The organism is Nocardioides sp. (genome assembly GCF_044226305.1).
Lineage (GTDB): Bacteria > Actinomycetota > Actinomycetes > Propionibacteriales > Nocardioidaceae > Nocardioides.
In genome coordinates this window covers 49,381-66,751 of sequence record NZ_JBGAHF010000014.1, presented here as the reverse complement: position 1 = coordinate 66,751, position 17,371 = coordinate 49,381, and the positions used below count along the sequence as shown (strand labels likewise).

The window sequence follows — 17,371 nt, the reverse complement described above, 5'->3', positions numbered from 1 at the left end:
GGTCCGCTCAGTTCGGCGACCAGCGGGTCCGGGCCACCTCGGTGGCCGGCAGCGACGGGATCACGTTCATCGCCCGCAGCTCGGAGCGCAGCAGGTCGGTGACCATCACCAGCCGCACGGCGGCGTCCTCGGCCTCGAGCAGCGCCTGCCGTTCCTGCATCGGCAGCGGCGCGACCGCCGCCAGCGTCCACGACAGGTACGTCGGGTCCCGCGGCAGCGTGCCGGCGTACGGGTCGGCACGGATGTCGGCGAGCGCCGCGCGGTACGCCGTGAACGCGACCCGCGCCTTCTCGAGGATCGACTCCGGGACCGGTGCGTCCGGGTCGGGGTGGTCGGAGACCTCGCCGACGGGGAACGGCCCGGAGGTCACCAGCCGGTCCAGCTGGATCCGCTCCTGCCCGACCGCGACGACCTCGAAGGTGCCGTCGGGGTTGGCCTCGATCTCGGTCAGCTGCATCCGGACGCCGACCCGGTAGAGCGACTGGGCGCCGTGGTCGCCGACCTCGTAGCCCTCCCGGATGCCCACCGACCCGAACAGCCGCTCGGCGGGGTCCTCGACCCGGAGCAGGTGGTGGACCATCGCCCGGTAGCGGTCCTCGAAGACGGTCAACGGCACGCTCACGCCGGGGAAGAGCACGGTGTTCAGCGGGAACATCGGCAGCGGATCGGCCACGCGACCAACCTAGGGCATGGCTCCCCGTCCAGGGACTGTCGCGGTTCGGGGTCGCCGGGTCCGCGCTCGTAGAATCGGGGCCATGATCTCCCGCATCGACCTGCGTGGCGCCGACGGTGACGTCGACTACCGCGCAGCCGTGCCCCGCTCCGACTTCGACGTCGAGGCTGCGGTGCCGGCGGTGCACGCGATCTGCGAGGACGTCCGGGTCCGCGGGCTCGAGGCGATCCGGGAGCTCTCCGAGCGCTTCGACGGCGTCGTCGTCGACGACATCCGGGTCCCGGTCGCGGACATCCGGGACGCGCTCGAGCAGCTCGACCCCGACATCCGTGCCGGTCTCGAGGAGTCCATCCGGCGGCTGCGCGCCACCTGTGCGAACGAGCTGGAGCAGGACGCCGTCACCGACCTCGCGGACGGCGCCCGCGTGGTGCACCGCAAGGTGCCCGTCGGCCGGGTCGGCCTCTACGTCCCCGGCGGCCTCGCGCCCCTGGTCTCCAGCGTGCTGATGAACGTCGTGCCCGCCCAGACCGCCGGGGTGGCGTCGATCGCGCTGGCCAGCCCGCCGCAGCGCGAGTTCGGCGGTGCCGTGCACCCGACGATCCTGGCCGCGTGCGCGCTGCTCGGCGTCGAGGAGGTGTACGCCGTCGGCGGCGCCCAGGCGATCGCGATGTTCGCCTACGGCACCGGCCCGTGCGCCAAGGTCGACCTGGTGACCGGGCCCGGCAACATCTGGACCGTCACCGCCAAGCGGCTGCTCAAGGGCCTGGTCGGCATCGACTCCGAGGCCGGCCCGACCGAGATCGCGATCCTGGCCGACGACACCGCCCAGGCGGCCTACGTCGCCGCCGACCTGCTCAGCCAGGCCGAGCACGACCCGCTCGCCGCCGCCGTCCTGGTCACCCCGTCCGAGCGGCTGGCCGACGAGGTCGAGGCCGAGCTCGACAAGCAGGTGTCGGTGACCCGCCACGTCGAGCGGATCCGCACCAGCCTCTCCGGCCCGCAGTCGGGCATCGTCCTCGTCGACGACCTCGAGCAGGGCCTCGCCGTGGTCGACGCCTACGCCGCCGAGCACCTCGAGATCCACACCGTGGACGCCGCCGCGTGGGCCGCCCGGGTGCGCAACGCCGGGGCGGTGTTCGTCGGCCCCTACGCGCCGGTCAGCCTCGGCGACTACTGCGCCGGCTCCAACCACGTGCTGCCCACCGGTGGCTGCGCCTGCCACAGCAGCGGCCTGTCGGTGCGGGCGTTCACCAAGTCGGTGCACGTCATCGACTACTCGCGCGCGGCGCTCGCCGAGGTCGCCGACCACGTCGTGACGCTCGCCGCGGCCGAGGACCTGCCCGGCCACGGTGCCGCGGTCCGCGTGCGCTTCGAGGGCTGACGCCATGGACTTCCCACCGCTCCGGGAGGAGCTGCGAGGCGTCGAGCCCTACGGCGCGCCCCAGCTCTCCCTCGAGCAGGCGCCGGTCCAGCTCAACGTCAACGAGAACCCCTACGGTCCGTCGGCGGCGTGCGCGGCCGACATCGCCGCCGCCGTCGCGGAGGCGGCGACCACGCTCAACCGCTACCCCGACCGCGAGTTCACGGCGCTCCGCGAGGCGCTGGCGTCGTACCTCGGTCACGGCGTCACGGCCGACCAGGTGTGGGCGGCCAACGGTTCCAACGAGGTCATGCTCCAGCTGCTCCAGGCCTTCGGCGGCCCGCGGCGGGTGGCGTTGAGCTTCGCGCCGACCTACTCGATGTACCCGGAGTACGCCCGCGACACGGTCACCGAGTGGGTGGTCGGGCACCGCGAGACCGACTTCGCGCTCGACCTCGACCACGCCCACGACCTGGTGAAGGAGCGGCAGCCGAGCGTCGTGCTGCTGCCGAGCCCGAACAACCCGACCGGCACCGCGCTGCCGCTCGAGGCGGTCACGGCGCTCTGCGAGGCGGCCGCCGGCACCGGGCAGAGCGGCGTCGTCGTGGTCGACGAGGCGTACGGCGAGTTCCGCCGCGCCGGCACGCCGAGCGCCCTCGAGCTGCTGCCGCGGCACCGCAACCTGGTCGTCACCCGGACCATGAGCAAGGCGTTCGCGCTCGCCGGCGCCCGGGTCGGCTACCTCGCGGCGGCCCCCGAGATCTGCGACGCGATCCGCGTGGTCCGGCTGCCCTACCACCTCTCCGCGGTGACCCAGGCGACCGCGCTCGCGGCGCTCCGGCACGCCCCGGAGCTGCTCGGGAAGGTCGACGAGCTGCGCGCCGAGCGCGACCGCACCGTCGACTGGCTGCGCGGCCAGGGGCTCACGGTCGCGGACACCGACGCGAACTTCGCGCTGTTCGGGACGTTCGCCGACCGTCATGCTGTCTGGCAGGGGCTGCTCGACCGGGGCGTGCTGGTCCGGGAGACCGGCCCCGACGGGTGGCTGCGGGTGTCGATCGGCACCGCGCAGGAGATGCAGGCGTTCCAGGACGCACTCACGCAGGTCATGGCGCTACACAGGGAGGACGGGCGATGAGCAGGACGGCACGCGTCGAGCGGCAGACCAAGGAGTCGAAGGTGCTGGTCGAGGTCGACCTCGACGGCACCGGACGCACCGACGTCTCGACCGGGGTCGGGTTCTACGACCACATGCTCGAGGCCTTCGGCCGGCACGCCCTGGTCGACCTCACGGTGCAGACCGCGGGCGACACCCACGTCGACGCCCACCACACCGTCGAGGACACCGCGATCGTGCTGGGCCAGGCGCTGCGCGAGGCGTTGGGCGACAAGCAGGGGATCCGCCGCTTCGGTGACGCCACCGTCCCGCTCGACGAGGCGCTGGTGCAGGCCGTCGTCGACGTCTCGGGCCGGCCCTACTGCGTGCACACCGGCGAGCCCGAGGGCCAGCAGTACGTCCTGCTCGGTGGCGACTACCTCGGCTCCCTGACCCGGCACGTCTTCGAGACCGTCGCGTTCCACGCCCACCTCGCACTGCACGTCCGCGTGCTCGCCGGGCGGGAGCCGCACCACATCGTCGAGACCCAGTTCAAGGCGTTCGCCCGGGCGTTCCGCGACGCGGTCGCGCTCGACCCGCGGGAGACGGGTGTGCCCTCGACCAAGGGCAGCCTGTGACGAAGGGCGCCGTGTGACGAAGCAGGTCGTGGTCCTCGACTACGGGTCGGGGAACCTCCGCTCGGCCGTGCGTGCGCTCGAGCGCGCCGGTGCGGACGTGACGCTGACCTCGGACCGCGCCTTGGCGCAGGACGCCGACGGCCTCGTCGTGCCGGGAGTGGGGGCGTTCGCGGCCTGCATGCGGGGACTGCGGGCGATCCGCGGCCACGAGGTCATCGGCCGCCGGCTCGCGGGCGGCCGCCCCGTGCTGGGGATCTGCGTCGGCATGCAGATCCTCTTCGAGCGCGGGGTCGAGCACGGCGTCGAGACCGCCGGGTGCGACGAGTGGCCCGGCGTCGTCGAGCGGCTCCAGGCGCCGGTCGTCCCGCACATGGGCTGGAACACCGTCGAGGTCCCGGACGGCAGCACGCTGTTCCGGGGCGTCGAGGGGGAGCGGTTCTACTTCGTGCACTCCTACGGCGTCCGCGACTGGACGCTCGTCACCAACGACCGCACCCGGGCGCCCCTGGTCACCTGGGCCGAGCACGGCGGCGACCGGTTCGTGGCGGCCGTCGAGAACGGCCCGCTCACCGCCACGCAGTTCCACCCGGAGAAGTCCGGCGACGCGGGCGCCGCGCTGCTGCGCAACTGGGTGGCGGCGCTGTGAGCAAGGAGCGGGCGCGGCGGCGCGCCGAGCGCGAGCGGGAGGCGGCGGTGCTCGCCGCCGCCCGCGCCGCCGAGGCCGAGCGCAAGGAGCGCCGCGAGGCGCGGGTGCAGGCCGTCACCTCGCGGCTCCCGCAGCGCCGCCGGGGCCCGTCGGGCATCCTCGCCGAGCGCCGGCGCAAGCAGAACGGCGCGCTCGTCGCGGTCCTGCTCGCGATCAACGTCCTGGTCTGGATCCTCAGCGACGACTGGGCCCTCCGCCTCGCCGCGCTGGTGGTCAGCCTGCTCGCCGCACCTGTCCTGCACACCCTCCTGTTCCGCCGATCGTGAAGAGATGACCACCGTGAGCGACTACCTCGAGCTGCTGCCTGCCGTCGACATCACCGAGGGCCGCGCCGTCCAGCTGGCCCAGGGCGTCGCCGGCTCCGAGCGGGTGTACGGCGACCCGGTCGCGGCCGCGCTGCGCTGGCAGGACGCCGGTGCGGAGTGGATCCACCTCGTCGACCTCGACGCGGCGTTCGGCCGCGGGTCGAACCGTGAGCTGCAGGCCGAGATCGTGGGGGCGCTCGACATCCAGGTGGAGATGAGCGGCGGGATCCGCGACGACGAGTCGCTGGCCTCGGCGCTGGCGACCGGGTGCCGCCGGGTCAACATCGGGACCGCCGCCCTGGAGGAGCCGGAGTGGTGCGCCCGGGTGATCGCCGAGCACGGTGACCGGATCGCGATCGGCCTGGACGTCCGCGGTCGGACGTTGGCCGCGCGGGGCTGGACCCGGGAGGGCGGCGACCTCTACGAGACGCTGGCCCGCCTCGACACCGAGGGTTGTGCCCGCTACGTCGTCACCGACGTCAACAAGGACGGGATGCTCCAGGGGCCGAACCTGGAGCTGCTGCGTGCCGTCTGCGCCGCCACGGCGGCGCCGGTCGTCGCGTCGGGCGGCGTCACGACGCTCGACGACATCCGGGCGCTGATGACGCTGGTCCCGGAGGGGGTCGAGGGCGCGATCGCGGGCACCGCGCTCTACGAGGGCCGGTTCACGCTCGAGGACGCGCTGGCGCTCACCCGGGGCGCGCAGGGGAGCACCCCGTGACCCTCGCCGTCCGCGTCATCCCGTGCCTGGACGTCGACGCCGGGCGCGTGGTCAAGGGCATCAACTTCCAGGAGCTGCGCGACGCCGGCGACCCGGTCGAGCTGGCGCGGGCCTACGACGCCGAGGGTGCCGACGAGCTGACCTTCCTCGACATCTCCGCCTCCCACGAGGGCCGGGCGACCACGATGGAGATCGTGTCGCGCACGGCCGAGGAGGTCTTCATCCCGCTGACCGTCGGCGGGGGAGTGTCGTCGGTGGAGGACGTCGACCGGCTGCTGCGCGCCGGTGCCGACAAGGTCGCCGTCAACACCGCGGCGATCCACCGTCCCGAGCTGGTCGCGGAGATCGCGGACCGGTTCGGCAACCAGGTGCTGGTCCTCTCCGTCGACGCCCGCCGCGCGACCGGCACCCCGTCCGGGTTCGAGGTCACCACGCACGGCGGCCGGAAGTCGGCCGGGCTGGACGCGATCGAGTGGGCGGCGCGCGCCACCGAGCTCGGGGCCGGGGAGATCCTGCTCAACGCGATGGACGCCGACGGCACCCAGGACGGGTTCGACCTCGAGCTGATCCGCGCGGTGCGCCGCGAGGTGACGATCCCGGTCATCGCCTCCGGTGGCGCGGGCGCGACCGAGCACTTCCCGCCGGCGGTCGAGGCCGGCGCGGACGCGGTCCTGGCCGCGACCGTCTTCCACTTCGGCACGCTGCGGATCGCCGACGTCAAGAGCGCCCTGGCGGCGGCCGGTCACCCGGTCCGCTGAGGCGCCGGACGTCGCGCGCCAGCTGCACGAGGAGCAGCAGGCCGACGACGACCAGCGCGACCGAGATCCAGGACGACCAGCCGCGCGCCTCGACGCCGACGACCGCCAGCACGACGAAGACCAGCAGCAGCGAGCCCCGGACCACCCGCACGAGGACGAAGGAGCGCTCGACGCCCGGCGCCGGCCCCGGGTCGGCGGTCACGGCAGCGGCCAGGTGTACACCCGTCGTACGTCGGGGTGGGTGACGACGAGGTCCTCGCCGACCACCGCCGCCCCGACGTTCTCGCTGGTGGGCGGCGCGTCGTCCAGCCGCACGGTGTCGGTCAGGGTGCCGGCGGCGGAGTCGATGACGTAGACGGTCGGCCCGGTCTGGCCGACGACGTAGACGGTGTCGCCATCCGCGACGACCGCGTCGGCGTCCGGGATGCCGGGGACCTCGGCGACCTGCTTCATCGTGCCGGCGTCGAGCGCGATCGCCTTGCCGCTGAGCGTGCAGGACACCCAGACCCGGCCGGCGGTCTCGGCGATGCCCTGCGGCCCGGAGCACGAGGTCAGGTGCGCGGTGCGGACCTTGCCGTCGGCCACCCGCGTGACCGACGTCCCGCCGTAGTTGGCGACCCAGATCCCGCTGTCGCCGGCCGCGACCAGGCGTGGCTCGTCGTCGGTGGCGTACGACGCGACGACCCCGCCGTCGGCGTCGAGCTCGACGACCCGGCCGCCGGCCTGGTCGACGACCCACAGGTGGGAGCCGTCCCAGGCCAGCCCCTCGGGCTCGCTGCCGCCCGGCTTCAGGTGCACGGTCGTGTCGACCTGCCCGCTGTCGGGGTCGATGCGCACCACGGTGCCGTCCTGGATGACGCTCACCCACACGCCGCCCGGGGTGTCCACGATCCGCAGCGGGGCCCTGCCGACCTCGACCGGGTCACCCGTGCCCGGGAGGACGGTGCCGGCGTCGACCTGCACCAGCCACGGCTCGCCGCCCACGTCGGCGATGCCGACCGCGCCGTCGTCCAGCTCGGTCACCTGCGCCGGCCCGGAGGAGGACGGTGCCGGGTCCGCTGCCTCGTCCTCGGACCCGCCGCAGCCGGCCAGGGCGAGCGCGAGCGCGACCACACCTGCTCCGACACCACGCATGGGGAGAGTGTCGTCGACGATCCCGCCCGCGGGACCGGTCGGCGCTCAGTCGTGACGCATTCGTTGTGAGAGCAGCCAGGACGCCACCCGGTCGGCCGCGACCTCGGCGGTGTAGATCGTCTGGTGGTCGGCGTCCGCCACCACGGCCACGGTCGTCGGGTGCCCGCCGTCCTGGAGCGCCTCGGCGAACTGGTCGGTGAAGGCGACCGGGACGGTCGTGTCGGCCTCGCCGTGCAGGAGCAGGACCGGGACGTCGGGACGCAGGTCGGCGCGGTCGACCGGGTTCGCGCTCGCCCAGGCGTCCGGGTCGTCGTCGGGGTCGCTGCCCAGCAGCGCCACCGCCAGGTCGGGGACCTGCGCGATGTCGTAGGGGCCGCTGAGCCCCACGAGCGCGTCCGGCCGGACGGCGGGGGCGTCGCAGGTGGGCGCGTAGTCGTCCACCGCCAGGACGGCGAGCGCGGCCAGGTGTGCCCCGGACGAGTGCCCGAGGACGGCGACGGGGTCGGGCACGAACCCGGCCCGGCGGACGTCCTGGGCGGCCGTGGCCGCGGCGCACAGGACGTCCTCGACCGGCACCGGGTAGGTGACCCCGTCCTGGGCCGCCCGGATGTGGGTCGGCGCCGCGGCGACCCCGTGGTCCGCGAGCGCGGCTGCCAGCCCGGCGAAGCCCGCGGGGTCGGCGGTGGTCCACGAGCCGCCCGGCACCATCACGACCAGGGGCACCCGGCCGCCGTCCTGTCCGCCGTCCTGGCCGGGGCCGTCGGGCAGGTAGACGTCCTCGGTGAGGCCGGGGGAGTACTCGACGGTCGACGTCGGCGACCTGGTCGGCGCCGGCGGGGTGGGCGCGGCGGTCGGCCCGCTCGCGCACGCGGCGAGGGAGGCAGCCACGGCGAGCACGACCGCGGCAGCCCCGGCGCGACCTGCTGGGCGCCTGCCGGTCATCGCTCATCACCTCGCCACCCATCCTCCGACCGGACGGGGCGCGCCCGCCAGGGACCGAGGTCCTGAGCTGGAACCACCGCGCCGGGTCGACGACCGGTGCAGGATGAGGACGTGCGCGCGCTGGTGAAGACGAAGGACGGACCCGGCCTCGAGCTCGTCGACCTCCCCGAGCCGGTCTGCGGCGACCGGGACGTGAAGATCCGGGTGCTCCGAGCCGGCCTCTGCGGGACCGACCTGCACCTGTGGTCGTGGGACGACTGGGCGGCAGCGACGGTGCACCCGCCGATGACGATCGGCCACGAGTTCTTCGGCGAGGTAGTCGAGGTCGGCGCCGACGTCGACCACGTCTCCGTGGGCGACAAGGTCTCCGGCGAGGGGCACATCGTGTGCGGCGCGTGCCGCAACTGCCGCGCGGGACGGCGCCAGCTCTGCATCCACACCATCGGGGTCGGCGTGAACCGCGACGGTGCGTTCGCCGACTACGTCGTCATCCCGGCCACCAACGCCTGGGTGCAGCCCGCCGACCTCGACCCCGACCTCGGCGCGCTGTTCGACCCGCTCGGCAACGCCACCCACACCGCCCTCCAGTGGCCGGTCGTGGGGGAGGACGTCGCCATCACCGGGGCCGGCCCGATCGGAGTCATGGCGACCGCCGTCGTGCGCCACGCGGGTGCTCGGCGGATCGCGGTCACCGACCTCCGGCCCGAGCGGCTGGCGCTGGCCGCCCGCGCCGGCGCCGACCTCACCGTCGACGTCTCCGAGGGCCAGGACCTCGCCTGGGCTCAGGAGCGCCTCGGGATGCTCGAGGGCTTCGACGTCGGCCTGGAGATGTCGGGTGCGCCTGCTGCGGTGCGCGACCTGCTGGCGAACCTCACCCACGGCGCCCGGGTCGCGATGCTCGGCCTGCCGCAGTCGTCGTACGAGGTCGACTGGGGGAAGGTGATCACCCACATGATCACGCTGCGCGGGATCTACGGCCGCGAGATGTTCGAGACCTGGTACCTCATGGGCGCGATGCTCGCGACGACCCCGGCCCTGCGGGACGCGGTCCTGTCCGTGATCACCTGGCGGGGGCCGGCGGAGGACTGGGAGCAGGCCTTCGAGCACACCCGGTCCGGCGTGGGCGGCAAGGCCGTCCTGGATTGGAGCTGAGATGTACGGCGACGTGAAGCAGCAGCTGGCCGACACCCTCGCGGAGATCGAGGGCGCCGGGCTCTACAAGCGCGAGCGCGAGATCACCACGCCCCAGGCGGCGCACATCTCCACCACTGCGGGGGAAGCGCTGAACTTCTGTGCCAACAACTACCTCGGGTTCTCCGACCACCCCGAGGTCGTCGCGGCGAGCAAGCAGGCGCTGGACACCTGGGGCTTCGGCATGAGCTCGGTCCGGTTCATCTGCGGCACGCAGACCCAGCACACCCAGCTGGAGCGGCGCCTGGCGGACTTCCTCCAGGTGGACGCGGCGATCCTGTACAGCTCGTGCTTCGACGCCAACGGGGGCGTCTTCGAGGTGCTCTGCGGCGAGGGGGACGCGATCGTCTCCGACGAGCTCAACCACGCCTCGATCATCGACGGCATCCGGCTGAGCAAGGCGGCGCGCTACCGCTACCGCAACGCCGACACGGCCGACCTGCGCGTCCAGCTGACCGCGGCTCGCGCGGCCGGCGCGCGACGGGTGCTGGTCGCGACCGACGGCGTGTTCTCGATGGACGGCAGCTTCGCGCCGCTCCCGGAGATCTGCGACCTGGCCGACGAGTTCTCCGCGCTGGTGCTGGTCGACGACTCGCACGCGGTCGGGTGCGTGGGGCCCGGTGGCCGCGGCACGCCGGAGCTCTTCGGCGTCGTGGACCGCGTCGACGTGGTCACCGGCACGCTCGGGAAGGCGCTCGGGGGAGCCTCCGGTGGCTACGTCGCCTCCCACCAGGAGGTCGTCGACCTGCTGCGGCAGCGCTCGCGTCCCTACCTGTTCTCCAACTCGGTCGCCCCGGCCGTCGTGGCGGGCTCGCTCAAGGCCCTGGACCTGGCGACGTCCTCCAGCGAGGCCCGCGACACGCTGGCGGCCAACAGCGCACTCTTCCGGACGCTGATGACCGAGGCCGGCTTCGCCCTGCTCCCCGGGGAGCACCCCATCACGCCGGTGATGTTCCCCGGCGAGGACGGTGCCCGGCTGGCCACCGCGATCGCCGACCACATGCTCGGCCAGGGCGTCTACGTCATCGCCTTCTCGTTCCCGGTGGTGCCCCGTGGCCAGGCCCGGATCCGCGTCCAGCTCTCGGCGGCGCACTCCGAGGCCGACGTACGCCGCTGTGTCGGCGCGTTCGTGGCCGCCCGGGAGGCGGTGGCGGGCTCCTAGCGAGCCCGCTCGGCGCCGGGCCGCCCACCCGCGGCGACCCGTGGGTGGCCTCAGGCCTCGTCGTACGACGGCAGCGGCCGCGCGGCGATCTCGGCGGCGTCCTCGTCGCTGAGGCCGAAGAAGCGGAGCATGCCGCGCGCGAGGTCGTCGACGGCGTCCTCGGTGACGGCGTCCGGCTCCTCCGTCCGGAGCCGGAGCAGCTCGATCAGCCCGCCGGCGACCGCGGACAGGCCGACCTCCGCCGAGCCCGGGACGAAGCGGCCGGCCTCCTGCGCCACCTGGATGTCGCGCAGCGCCCGGGGGGCGAGCCCGTCGGGGCGCCGCAGCACCTCGAGCCCGGCGCCGGAGAGGAACCGCGCGAGGTCGGGGTGGGTCCAGCCGAGCCGGCCCGACATCCGCAGCGAGGTCGCGAAGACCGCTGCGGGGTCGTCGATGCCGGCGGTCGCGCGGTCCATCAGCTGGCCCCGGGCGGCGAACCCGGTGATCAAGGTCGTCGACCTGGCCTGGCTGGAGTTCGAGAAGCCCGACCTCGAGCGCGCCCAGCGCTTCCTGGTCGACTTCGGGTTCGCGGTGGCCGACCGCACCCCCGACGAGCTCCGCCTGCGCGGGACCTGGGCCAACGGCCCCTGCCTGGTGATCCGACGCGGCCCCCGCTCGCGGTACGTCGGCCACGCGATGCAGGCCGCCTCCCGGTCCGACCTCGACCGGCTGGCACGCAGCACCGGCAGCCGCGTCGAGGACCACCGCGGCGGTCGCGCCGTCCGCCTGGTCGACCCGAGCGGCTACGAGGTCCGCGTCGTCGCCGGCCTGCCCGAGCTCCCGGCGCTCGCCGAGCGAGCCCCGCTCACGCTGAACTTCGGTCGGACCACCGTGCGCCCCAACGTGCCGCAGCGCCCGCCGCGGGCCGCGGCGCAGGTGCAGCGGCTCGGTCACGTCGCGCTCGAGACGACGCGCTTCAGCGCTTCGCTCGACTGGTACCTCGAGACGCTCGGACTGATCGTCAGCGACTTCCTCTTCCTCGACGACCTCCGCGAGCACGGTCCGACGATGGCCTTCATGCGGTGCGACCAGGGCAGCGCGCCCACGGACCACCACACGATCGCCATGTTCCTCGGGCCCCAGACCGGGTACGCGCACTCGGCCTACCAGGTCACCGACCTGGACGCGATCGCGACCGGGGGCGAGTTCCTCCGCGACCGCGGCTACCAGCGGGTGTGGGGCATCGGCCGCCACATCCAGGGCAGCCAGATCTTCGACTACTGGCGCGACCCCGACCGCCTGATGTTCGAGCACTTCGCCGACGGCGACCGCTTCGACTGCTCGGTCGAGGCCGGCTGGTCCCCGATGTCCGCGAGCGGCCTGGCCCAGTGGGGCCCGCCGGTCAGCCGGGACTTCCTCGGCACCAAGCCCCACCCGAAGCTCGTCCGCGCCGTGCTCACGGCGCTCGCGGTCGACGACAACGACATCGACGCCGGCACCCTGCGGGCCCTGATGAAGGCGATGTCGGCATGAGCACCAACGTCGCCCGCACCGCCGACGGCTGGTGGGTCGTGTCGGCCGACGCCCTGGCCACCCCGGTCCGGACCACGGCGACCACGACCGCCGAGCTGCTGGCCGACCGGGAGGCGGTGGCGGCCGCGGCCGCGACCGACGCCGGCGCCGTCCCGGTCACCGACCTGGAGCTGCTCAGCCCGGTGACGACCCCGGCCCGGGTGGTGGCCCAGATGGTCAACTACCGCTCGCACGCCCACGACTCCGGCTTCGACCCCGACTCGGTGCCGCCGACCTTCTTCCGCAAGTCGTCGAGCTCGGTGACGGGACCGACCGGCGACATCGTCCGCCCCGGCCACGTGCGGTTCCTCGACTACGAGGTCGAGCTCGGCCTGGTCCTGGGCGCACCGCTGCCGATCGGCACCGAGGTCACCGACGAGGAGCTCGGCGACTACGTGGCGGGCCTGGTCGTCACCGACGACGTGAGCGCCCGCGAGATCCAGCTGACCCGCACCCAGTTCTACGAGTCGAAGTCCTACCCGACGTTCACCCCCGTCGGGCCCTACCTGACCCTGGTCGACGCCGCCGAGCTGCGCCGGCTCGCCGAGCTGCGGCTGCGCCTGTCGGTCAACGGCGAGGTCCGCCAGGACAGCAGCGTGGCGGAGATGATCGTGCGCCCGGCCCGGGCGCTCAGCCTGCTCGCCCGCTTCCAGCCGCTGGCTCCCGGCGACCTGCTGCTCACCGGGACCCCCGGCGGCACCGCCCTCAAGGCGCCGCACGTGGTCGTCGAGAAGATCGGGGCGCTGCTGCCGCCGAAGGTGAAGTGGAAGGTCTTCTTCGACAAGCAGGCGTCCAACCCGCGCTACCTGCGTGACGGCGACGCGGTCTCGGCCCGGATCGCGACGCCGGACGGCGCGATCGACCTCGGCAGCCAGCACCACCGGATCGCGGTCGCGCCGTGAGCACCTCCATCCCTCCTGCGGCCCGCCCCGCCCCCGTCGTGGTCGTCGGCGCCGGCCCGGTCGGCTCGGCCGCCGCGCTGCTCCTGGCCGATCGCGGCGTCGCGGTGACCGTGCTCGACCGGTACGCCGAGCCCTACCCGCTGCCCCGCGCGGTGCACCTCGACGACGAGGTGCTGCGGATCCTCGACGACCTCGGGGTCGTCGACGACTTCCTCGCCCGGTCCCGCCCCGCCTCCGGACTGCGGCTGCTCGACGCGCAGCACCGGGTGATGGGGGAGTTCACGCGCAGCGCCGAGCGGAGCAGCCAGGGCTACCCCGAGGCCAACATGTTCGACCAGCCCGAGCTCGAGGAGCTGCTCCGGGACCGGCTGCTCGCGCACCCGCTGGTCTCCGTGCGGACCCGCCGGGACGTCACCGCCGTGACCGGCGTCGACGGCCCCGCCTGCACGGTCACCGCGAGGGACCTCGACTCCGGTGCCGAGGAGCAGCTGCCGGCGTCGTACGTCCTCGGCTGCGACGGCGCGAACAGCACCGTCCGCGAGCTGCTCGGCGTCGAGACGGAGGACCTCGGGTTCACCGAGCAGTGGCTGGTCGTCGACGTCGTCGCCGACCGTGACCTCGACGTCTGGGACGGCGTGGAGCAGGTCTGCGACCCGGACCGGGCCGCGACCTTCATGCAGCTGGTCGGGCGGCGCTACCGGTTCGAGTTCCAGCTCGTGGGGGAGGAGACCGCCGACGACCTCGTCGCGCCTGCGCGGCTCGCGGGCCTGCTCCGCCCGTGGACCGGGCGCGACGACCTGGCGGGGCTCGAGGTGGTGCGGCAGGCGACGTACACCTTCAAGGCCCGGCTCGCCGCGCGGTGGCGCGTCGGTCGGGTCCTCCTCCTCGGCGACGCGGCCCACCTCACCCCGCCGTTCATCGGGCAGGGCCTCGGCGCCGGGCTGCGGGACGCGCACAACCTCGCCTGGAAGCTCGCGGCGGTCCTGGCCGGGGGCACGGACCCCCGGCTGCTCGAGAGCTACGAGGAGGAGCGCCGGCCGCACGCGCGGGCCCTGGTGAAGAAGGCCGTCCTCGTCGGCTGGGCGATGACCGGGGGACAGGACCGGGCCGCCGCCGTGCGCCGCGTGGCGATCGCGGTCCTGTGCCGGATCCCCGGGTTCGCCGGAACCGTCATCGACACCACCACCCCGCGCCTGCGGGGACGGCTGATCACCGGACCCGGACGGGTCGGGAGCGCGCGCCTGGTCGGCGGCCTGGTGCCGAACGTCCTGGTCCCCGGCCCCGCCGGTCCGGCCGCCCTCGACGCGCTGCTCGGGCACCGCGCGGCCGTGGTCACCACCGACGACGCGCCGGACGACGTGGTCCGGGCGGCGCGCGCCGGCGGCCTGCCCCTGGTCGCCGTGCCCGGACTGCCGCGCTCCCTCCGGAGAGCGGCGCGCCGCGGGCTCCTCGTCCGCGCCGACGGCGTCGTCGCCGCCGTCGGGACGGCGGACCTGACCGGGCTCGCCGCGACGCTGGCCGTGCCCGAGCAGGGCGGGGCCGAGGAGGCCGCCGCCCGCGCGTCGTAGCAGCTCCCGGGACGCCCGGCAGCGATGAGTGTCGGCGTCCCGGACGGTCACGACTGGATGCGGACACTCGCCATCACCCAGAACATGACCGTCGACGGCTCGATCGAGCTGCTGGACGACTGGTTCGACCCGACCGACCAGGACGAGGAGATGGCGGCCGAGATCCGCCGCCAGAGCGAGGCGGAGGACGTCCTCCTGCTCGGCCGGCGGACGTTCCTCGAGCTGCGCTCCTTCTGGCCCGAGCAGACGTCCGACGCGACCGGCATCGCCGCCCACCTCGACCGCGTGGCCAAGCACGTCGTCTCCGCCACGCTGACGGACCCGGCGTGGACCAACAGCACCGTGCTGGGCGCCGACTGGCTCGACCGGGTGCGCAGGCTGAGGCTCCAGGACGGCGGCGACATCGTCGCCACGGGCAGCATCTCGCTCTGCCACGCCCTCGTCGGAGCCCGGCTGGTGGACGAGTACCGCCTCTTCGTCCACCCCGTCGCGCAGGGCCGAGGACGACGCCTCTTCCCGGACGGTCACGGCTCCGGGCTGGCACTGCGCGAGAGCCGCAGGTTCCCCAACGGCGTCGTGCTCCTGACCTATGCCGTGAGGTGAGCGCTGCCGGGCCCGGCCCAGGGACGGCGGGCGCGTGCCCTCAGGCCGACCCGAGCGCCGCCAGCAGGCGTCGGTACGTCGCGTCCTCGTCGAGGCCCGTCGTGTCGAGCCGGACCGTCCCCGGGCGCTGCGCCAGGTAGTCGGCCAGGTGACCACGGATCCGGTCCACGAGGTCGGACCCGGGGTCGACGAGGGCCGCCTGGACCCGCGACTCGACCTCCGTGGTGGGGCGCTTGCCGTGCAGGCGCTCGAGGTGCTCCCCGTCCTCGACCAGCAGCGCGACCTCGACGTAGTCGGCCCCGGCCGCGCGAGCCGCCTCCTCGAACGCCGGGTCGGGATCGCGGTCGTGGACGGTCACCAGCTGGGGGAGGACCACGTCGTGCCCGGCGCGCAGGTGCCGCGCGGCGACCTCGCGGCCGTGCCCCCGCGCCACCTCCAGGGCGGCCGAGAAGTCGTCCTGCCAACCCCCGACCAGGCCGGTGAGGACGTCGAGGTCCAGCACCAGCGTCCCGGGGTGCTCGTCCGCGTAGCGGCGCGCGAGCGTCGACTTGCCGACCCGAGAGGGGCCGTTGAGGTGGATCAGCCGCGGCATGGCGCGACCCTACGGGGGGTCCGGAGCCGACGCGGCTGTCCTAGGCTTGCGTCGTGCCCGACGAGCCCCACCCGATCGCCTACACCGCCCTCCAGCCCGGCACGTCCGTGCAGACGAGCGACGGCGTCCACTTCGCCACCGTCCAGGCGGTGCTCGTCGACGAGAAGGTCTCGGTGTTCGACGGCATCGTCGTCCAGACGGCCGACGGCACCAGGTTCGTCGACGCCGACCAGGTCGGGACGATCTTCACCACCTACGTCCGCACGACGCTCTCGGCCGAGCAGGCGGCGGACCTTCCGCTGCCCGAGGGGTCGAACCTGATCGACATCAAGCCGTCGAGGTCGGTGGCCGACCGGGTGCGCCGCATGTTCGGCCGGGGGATGCGCTAGCGCCCGACGCCTGCCGGCGGACTCAGCAGCCGACGACGACCTCGGCGTCGCACACGTCACCACCGCCGCGACCGTCGACCTGGTCCTGGCCCTGGTTGCCGTAGAGCCGGTTCCTCCCGGCGTCGCCGTAGATGACGTCGTCGCCGGGGCTGCCCCCGACGTTCTCGAAACCGACCGCGTCGAACCGGCCCAGCGTCGCGTTGCTGACCCAGCCCGCCTCGATGTCGACCGTCGCTCCCTCGGAGTCGAACCACAGGCCGATCGTGTCGGAGCCCGTCCCCCCGTCGACGAGGGGCGGGGCGGCGGCGCCGACCTGGACCCAGTCGTCACCTGATCCGGCGTGCACGGTGGCAGCCGCGAACTGCACGCCCACGGTGTCATTGCCCGGTCCGCTGCGTACGTCGGCGGGGCCGGCGGCGGTCACCTGGTCGTCGCCCGACCCGGTCGACACCTGGGACGCACCACCGGACCAGACGACGTCGTCCCCGCCCTCGGTGCTGATCACGTCGCGGCCGGCGTGGTCGAGGTACGAGTCGCGCCCGGCGGTGCCGACGAAGACGTCGTCGCCGCTGGTGCCGAAGAACTGGTCGATCCCGGAGAACGCGTCGCCCTCGTGACCGGTCTCGTGGCCCGCGCCGACCTCGAGGTGCACGCCCGTGCTGCCGAGCTCGAGGACGTCGAAGCCCGGTCCTCCGGCGAGGACGTCGCGGGCGTGCCCGGCGCCGTCGACGTCGGTGAGCCAGTCGTCGCCGGCCCCGCCCCAGGCGCGGTCGGCGCCGAGGCCGGCGGTGATCGTGTCCGCGCCCGGGCCGCCGCAGACGAGGTCGTCGCCGCCCCGGTCGGTGTACCGGTCGTCGCCGGCGCCGAGGACGACCACGTCGTCGCCGGCGGTGCCGCGGACGTCGTCGTCGCCGTCGCCGAGGACCACGGTGGCGGGTCGGCCGCCGCAGGTCGGCACGGCGTCCGCGTGCGGGACGGCGGCGAAGGTCGAGGCGACCACCGCGAGGACGACGAGGGTGCGACGCATGGTGACCTCCGAGACGGCGTGGAGGCAGAGCATCTCACTCGGCCGCCGCCCCG

21 protein-coding genes are annotated in these 17,371 nt (G+C 74.3%); 14 read left to right on the top strand and 7 right to left on the bottom strand.

What is annotated here, in order from left to right:
• Nucleotides 1-7: 7 nt before the first annotated feature.
• The gene (locus tag ACILQ5_RS15095) at nt 8-673 is read right to left on the bottom strand and encodes an LON peptidase substrate-binding domain-containing protein (RefSeq protein WP_395658843.1); all 666 of its coding nucleotides are present in this window, start codon (nt 671-673) and stop codon (nt 8-10) included.
• 82 nt (nt 674-755) lie between these two features.
• Between ACILQ5_RS15095 and hisD the strand changes: the two genes are divergently transcribed.
• From hisD to hisF, 7 genes are read left to right on the top strand one after another with little or no spacing between them, the layout of a single operon-like run.
• Nucleotides 756-2,054 carry a histidinol dehydrogenase gene (gene hisD, locus ACILQ5_RS15090; RefSeq protein WP_395658842.1) on the top strand — a complete coding sequence of 433 codons (1,299 nt, stop codon included), beginning with the start codon at nt 756-758 and terminating at the stop codon, nt 2,052-2,054.
• 4 nt (nt 2,055-2,058) lie between these two features.
• A complete protein-coding gene (locus ACILQ5_RS15085; protein WP_395658841.1) occupies nt 2,059-3,171 on the top strand; it encodes a histidinol-phosphate transaminase in 1,113 nt (370 codons plus the stop codon).
• The gene (hisB, locus tag ACILQ5_RS15080) at nt 3,168-3,767 is read left to right on the top strand and encodes an imidazoleglycerol-phosphate dehydratase HisB (protein ID WP_395658840.1); all 600 of its coding nucleotides are present in this window, start codon (nt 3,168-3,170) and stop codon (nt 3,765-3,767) included. Before ACILQ5_RS15085 ends, hisB begins: the two co-directional genes overlap by 4 nt.
• A gap of 13 nt (nt 3,768-3,780) precedes the next feature.
• Complete coding sequence (hisH, locus tag ACILQ5_RS15075; protein WP_395658839.1) at nt 3,781-4,413, top strand: imidazole glycerol phosphate synthase subunit HisH; 633 nt, start codon at nt 3,781-3,783, stop codon at nt 4,411-4,413.
• On the top strand, nt 4,410-4,739 hold the full coding sequence (locus tag ACILQ5_RS15070) for a hypothetical protein (RefSeq protein WP_395658838.1): 330 nt from the start codon (nt 4,410-4,412) through the stop codon (nt 4,737-4,739). Before hisH ends, ACILQ5_RS15070 begins: the two co-directional genes overlap by 4 nt.
• A gap of 4 nt (nt 4,740-4,743) precedes the next feature.
• A complete protein-coding gene (gene priA / locus ACILQ5_RS15065; protein ID WP_395658837.1) occupies nt 4,744-5,499 on the top strand; it encodes a bifunctional 1-(5-phosphoribosyl)-5-((5-phosphoribosylamino)methylideneamino)imidazole-4-carboxamide isomerase/phosphoribosylanthranilate isomerase PriA in 756 nt (251 codons plus the stop codon).
• On the top strand, nt 5,496-6,257 hold the full coding sequence (gene hisF / locus ACILQ5_RS15060) for an imidazole glycerol phosphate synthase subunit HisF (RefSeq protein ID WP_395658836.1): 762 nt from the start codon (nt 5,496-5,498) through the stop codon (nt 6,255-6,257). The genes priA and hisF overlap by 4 nt, the downstream gene beginning before the upstream one ends.
• Here the strand turns inward: hisF and ACILQ5_RS15055 are convergent.
• The 3 genes from ACILQ5_RS15055 to ACILQ5_RS15045 are packed head-to-tail and all read right to left on the bottom strand — an operon-like array spanning nt 6,217 to nt 8,333.
• A complete protein-coding gene (locus ACILQ5_RS15055) occupies nt 6,217-6,459 on the bottom strand; it encodes a hypothetical protein (RefSeq protein ID WP_395658835.1) in 243 nt (80 codons plus the stop codon). The genes hisF and ACILQ5_RS15055 overlap by 41 nt on opposite strands.
• A complete protein-coding gene (locus ACILQ5_RS15050) occupies nt 6,456-7,391 on the bottom strand; it encodes a hypothetical protein (RefSeq protein ID WP_395658834.1) in 936 nt (311 codons plus the stop codon). The genes ACILQ5_RS15055 and ACILQ5_RS15050 overlap by 4 nt, the downstream gene beginning before the upstream one ends.
• A gap of 45 nt (nt 7,392-7,436) precedes the next feature.
• Entirely contained in the window at nt 7,437-8,333 is an 897-nt protein-coding gene (locus tag ACILQ5_RS15045) for an alpha/beta hydrolase family protein (protein WP_395658833.1), read from the bottom strand.
• Between the two features lie 111 nt (nt 8,334-8,444).
• Between ACILQ5_RS15045 and tdh the strand changes: the two genes are divergently transcribed.
• Nucleotides 8,445-9,485 (top strand): L-threonine 3-dehydrogenase, encoded by a 1,041-nt coding sequence (gene tdh, locus ACILQ5_RS15040; protein ID WP_395658832.1) that lies wholly within the window; start codon nt 8,445-8,447, stop codon nt 9,483-9,485.
• Nucleotide 9,486: 1 nt separating this feature from the next.
• Nucleotides 9,487-10,686 carry a glycine C-acetyltransferase gene (locus ACILQ5_RS15035; RefSeq protein WP_395658831.1) on the top strand — a complete coding sequence of 400 codons (1,200 nt, stop codon included), beginning with the start codon at nt 9,487-9,489 and terminating at the stop codon, nt 10,684-10,686.
• 50 nt (nt 10,687-10,736) lie between these two features.
• On the opposite strand, the gene ACILQ5_RS15030 is transcribed toward ACILQ5_RS15035, so the two are convergent.
• The gene (locus ACILQ5_RS15030) at nt 10,737-11,174 is read right to left on the bottom strand and encodes a hypothetical protein (RefSeq protein ID WP_395658830.1); all 438 of its coding nucleotides are present in this window, start codon (nt 11,172-11,174) and stop codon (nt 10,737-10,739) included.
• Here ACILQ5_RS15030 and ACILQ5_RS15025 point away from each other — a divergent pair.
• Genes ACILQ5_RS15025 through ACILQ5_RS15010 form a run of 4 tightly spaced genes read left to right on the top strand, consistent with a single transcriptional unit; the run spans nt 11,167 to nt 15,310 of the window.
• On the top strand, nt 11,167-12,198 hold the full coding sequence (locus tag ACILQ5_RS15025) for a VOC family protein (RefSeq protein WP_395658829.1): 1,032 nt from the start codon (nt 11,167-11,169) through the stop codon (nt 12,196-12,198). The two genes, ACILQ5_RS15030 and ACILQ5_RS15025, sit on opposite strands and share 8 nt — an antisense overlap.
• Complete coding sequence (locus tag ACILQ5_RS15020; protein WP_395658828.1) at nt 12,195-13,139, top strand: fumarylacetoacetate hydrolase family protein; 945 nt, start codon at nt 12,195-12,197, stop codon at nt 13,137-13,139. Before ACILQ5_RS15025 ends, ACILQ5_RS15020 begins: the two co-directional genes overlap by 4 nt.
• Entirely contained in the window at nt 13,136-14,707 is a 1,572-nt protein-coding gene (locus ACILQ5_RS15015) for a bifunctional 3-(3-hydroxy-phenyl)propionate/3-hydroxycinnamic acid hydroxylase (RefSeq protein ID WP_395658827.1), read from the top strand. The genes ACILQ5_RS15020 and ACILQ5_RS15015 overlap by 4 nt, the downstream gene beginning before the upstream one ends.
• Nucleotides 14,708-14,764: 57 nt before the next feature.
• Nucleotides 14,765-15,310 carry a dihydrofolate reductase family protein gene (locus ACILQ5_RS15010; RefSeq protein ID WP_395658826.1) on the top strand — a complete coding sequence of 182 codons (546 nt, stop codon included), beginning with the start codon at nt 14,765-14,767 and terminating at the stop codon, nt 15,308-15,310.
• Nucleotides 15,311-15,350: 40 nt separating this feature from the next.
• On the opposite strand, the gene ACILQ5_RS15005 is transcribed toward ACILQ5_RS15010, so the two are convergent.
• The gene (locus tag ACILQ5_RS15005) at nt 15,351-15,902 is read right to left on the bottom strand and encodes an AAA family ATPase (RefSeq protein WP_395658825.1); all 552 of its coding nucleotides are present in this window, start codon (nt 15,900-15,902) and stop codon (nt 15,351-15,353) included.
• A gap of 53 nt (nt 15,903-15,955) precedes the next feature.
• On the opposite strand from ACILQ5_RS15005, the gene ACILQ5_RS15000 reads away from it, so the two are divergent.
• Nucleotides 15,956-16,291 carry a hypothetical protein gene (locus ACILQ5_RS15000; RefSeq protein ID WP_395658824.1) on the top strand — a complete coding sequence of 112 codons (336 nt, stop codon included), beginning with the start codon at nt 15,956-15,958 and terminating at the stop codon, nt 16,289-16,291.
• A 22-nt stretch (nt 16,292-16,313) separates the two neighbouring features.
• On the opposite strand, the gene ACILQ5_RS14995 is transcribed toward ACILQ5_RS15000, so the two are convergent.
• Nucleotides 16,314-17,318, bottom strand: coding sequence for a calcium-binding protein (locus ACILQ5_RS14995; protein ID WP_395658823.1), 1,005 nt, complete (start codon nt 17,316-17,318; stop codon nt 16,314-16,316).
• Between the last annotated feature and the right edge of the window lie 53 nt (nt 17,319-17,371).

Excerpts from the sequence above, each read along its gene's own strand:
- hisD (WP_395658842.1), top strand. The coding sequence starts at position 756 with ATGATCTCCCGCATCGACCTGCGTGGCGCCGACGGTGACGTCGACTAC.
- ACILQ5_RS15085 (WP_395658841.1), top strand. The coding sequence starts at position 2,059 with ATGGACTTCCCACCGCTCCGGGAGGAGCTGCGAGGCGTCGAGCCCTAC.
- hisB (WP_395658840.1), top strand. The coding sequence starts at position 3,168 with ATGAGCAGGACGGCACGCGTCGAGCGGCAGACCAAGGAGTCGAAGGTG.
- priA (WP_395658837.1), top strand. The coding sequence starts at position 4,744 with ATGACCACCGTGAGCGACTACCTCGAGCTGCTGCCTGCCGTCGACATC.
- ACILQ5_RS15050 (WP_395658834.1), bottom strand. The coding sequence starts at position 7,391 with ATGCGTGGTGTCGGAGCAGGTGTGGTCGCGCTCGCGCTCGCCCTGGCC.
- ACILQ5_RS15045 (WP_395658833.1), bottom strand. The coding sequence starts at position 8,333 with ATGACCGGCAGGCGCCCAGCAGGTCGCGCCGGGGCTGCCGCGGTCGTG.
- ACILQ5_RS15035 (WP_395658831.1), top strand. The coding sequence starts at position 9,487 with ATGTACGGCGACGTGAAGCAGCAGCTGGCCGACACCCTCGCGGAGATC.
- ACILQ5_RS15020 (WP_395658828.1), top strand. The coding sequence starts at position 12,195 with ATGAGCACCAACGTCGCCCGCACCGCCGACGGCTGGTGGGTCGTGTCG.
- ACILQ5_RS15010 (WP_395658826.1), top strand. The coding sequence starts at position 14,765 with ATGCGGACACTCGCCATCACCCAGAACATGACCGTCGACGGCTCGATC.
- ACILQ5_RS15005 (WP_395658825.1), bottom strand. The coding sequence starts at position 15,902 with ATGCCGCGGCTGATCCACCTCAACGGCCCCTCTCGGGTCGGCAAGTCG.
- ACILQ5_RS14995 (WP_395658823.1), bottom strand. The coding sequence starts at position 17,318 with ATGCGTCGCACCCTCGTCGTCCTCGCGGTGGTCGCCTCGACCTTCGCC.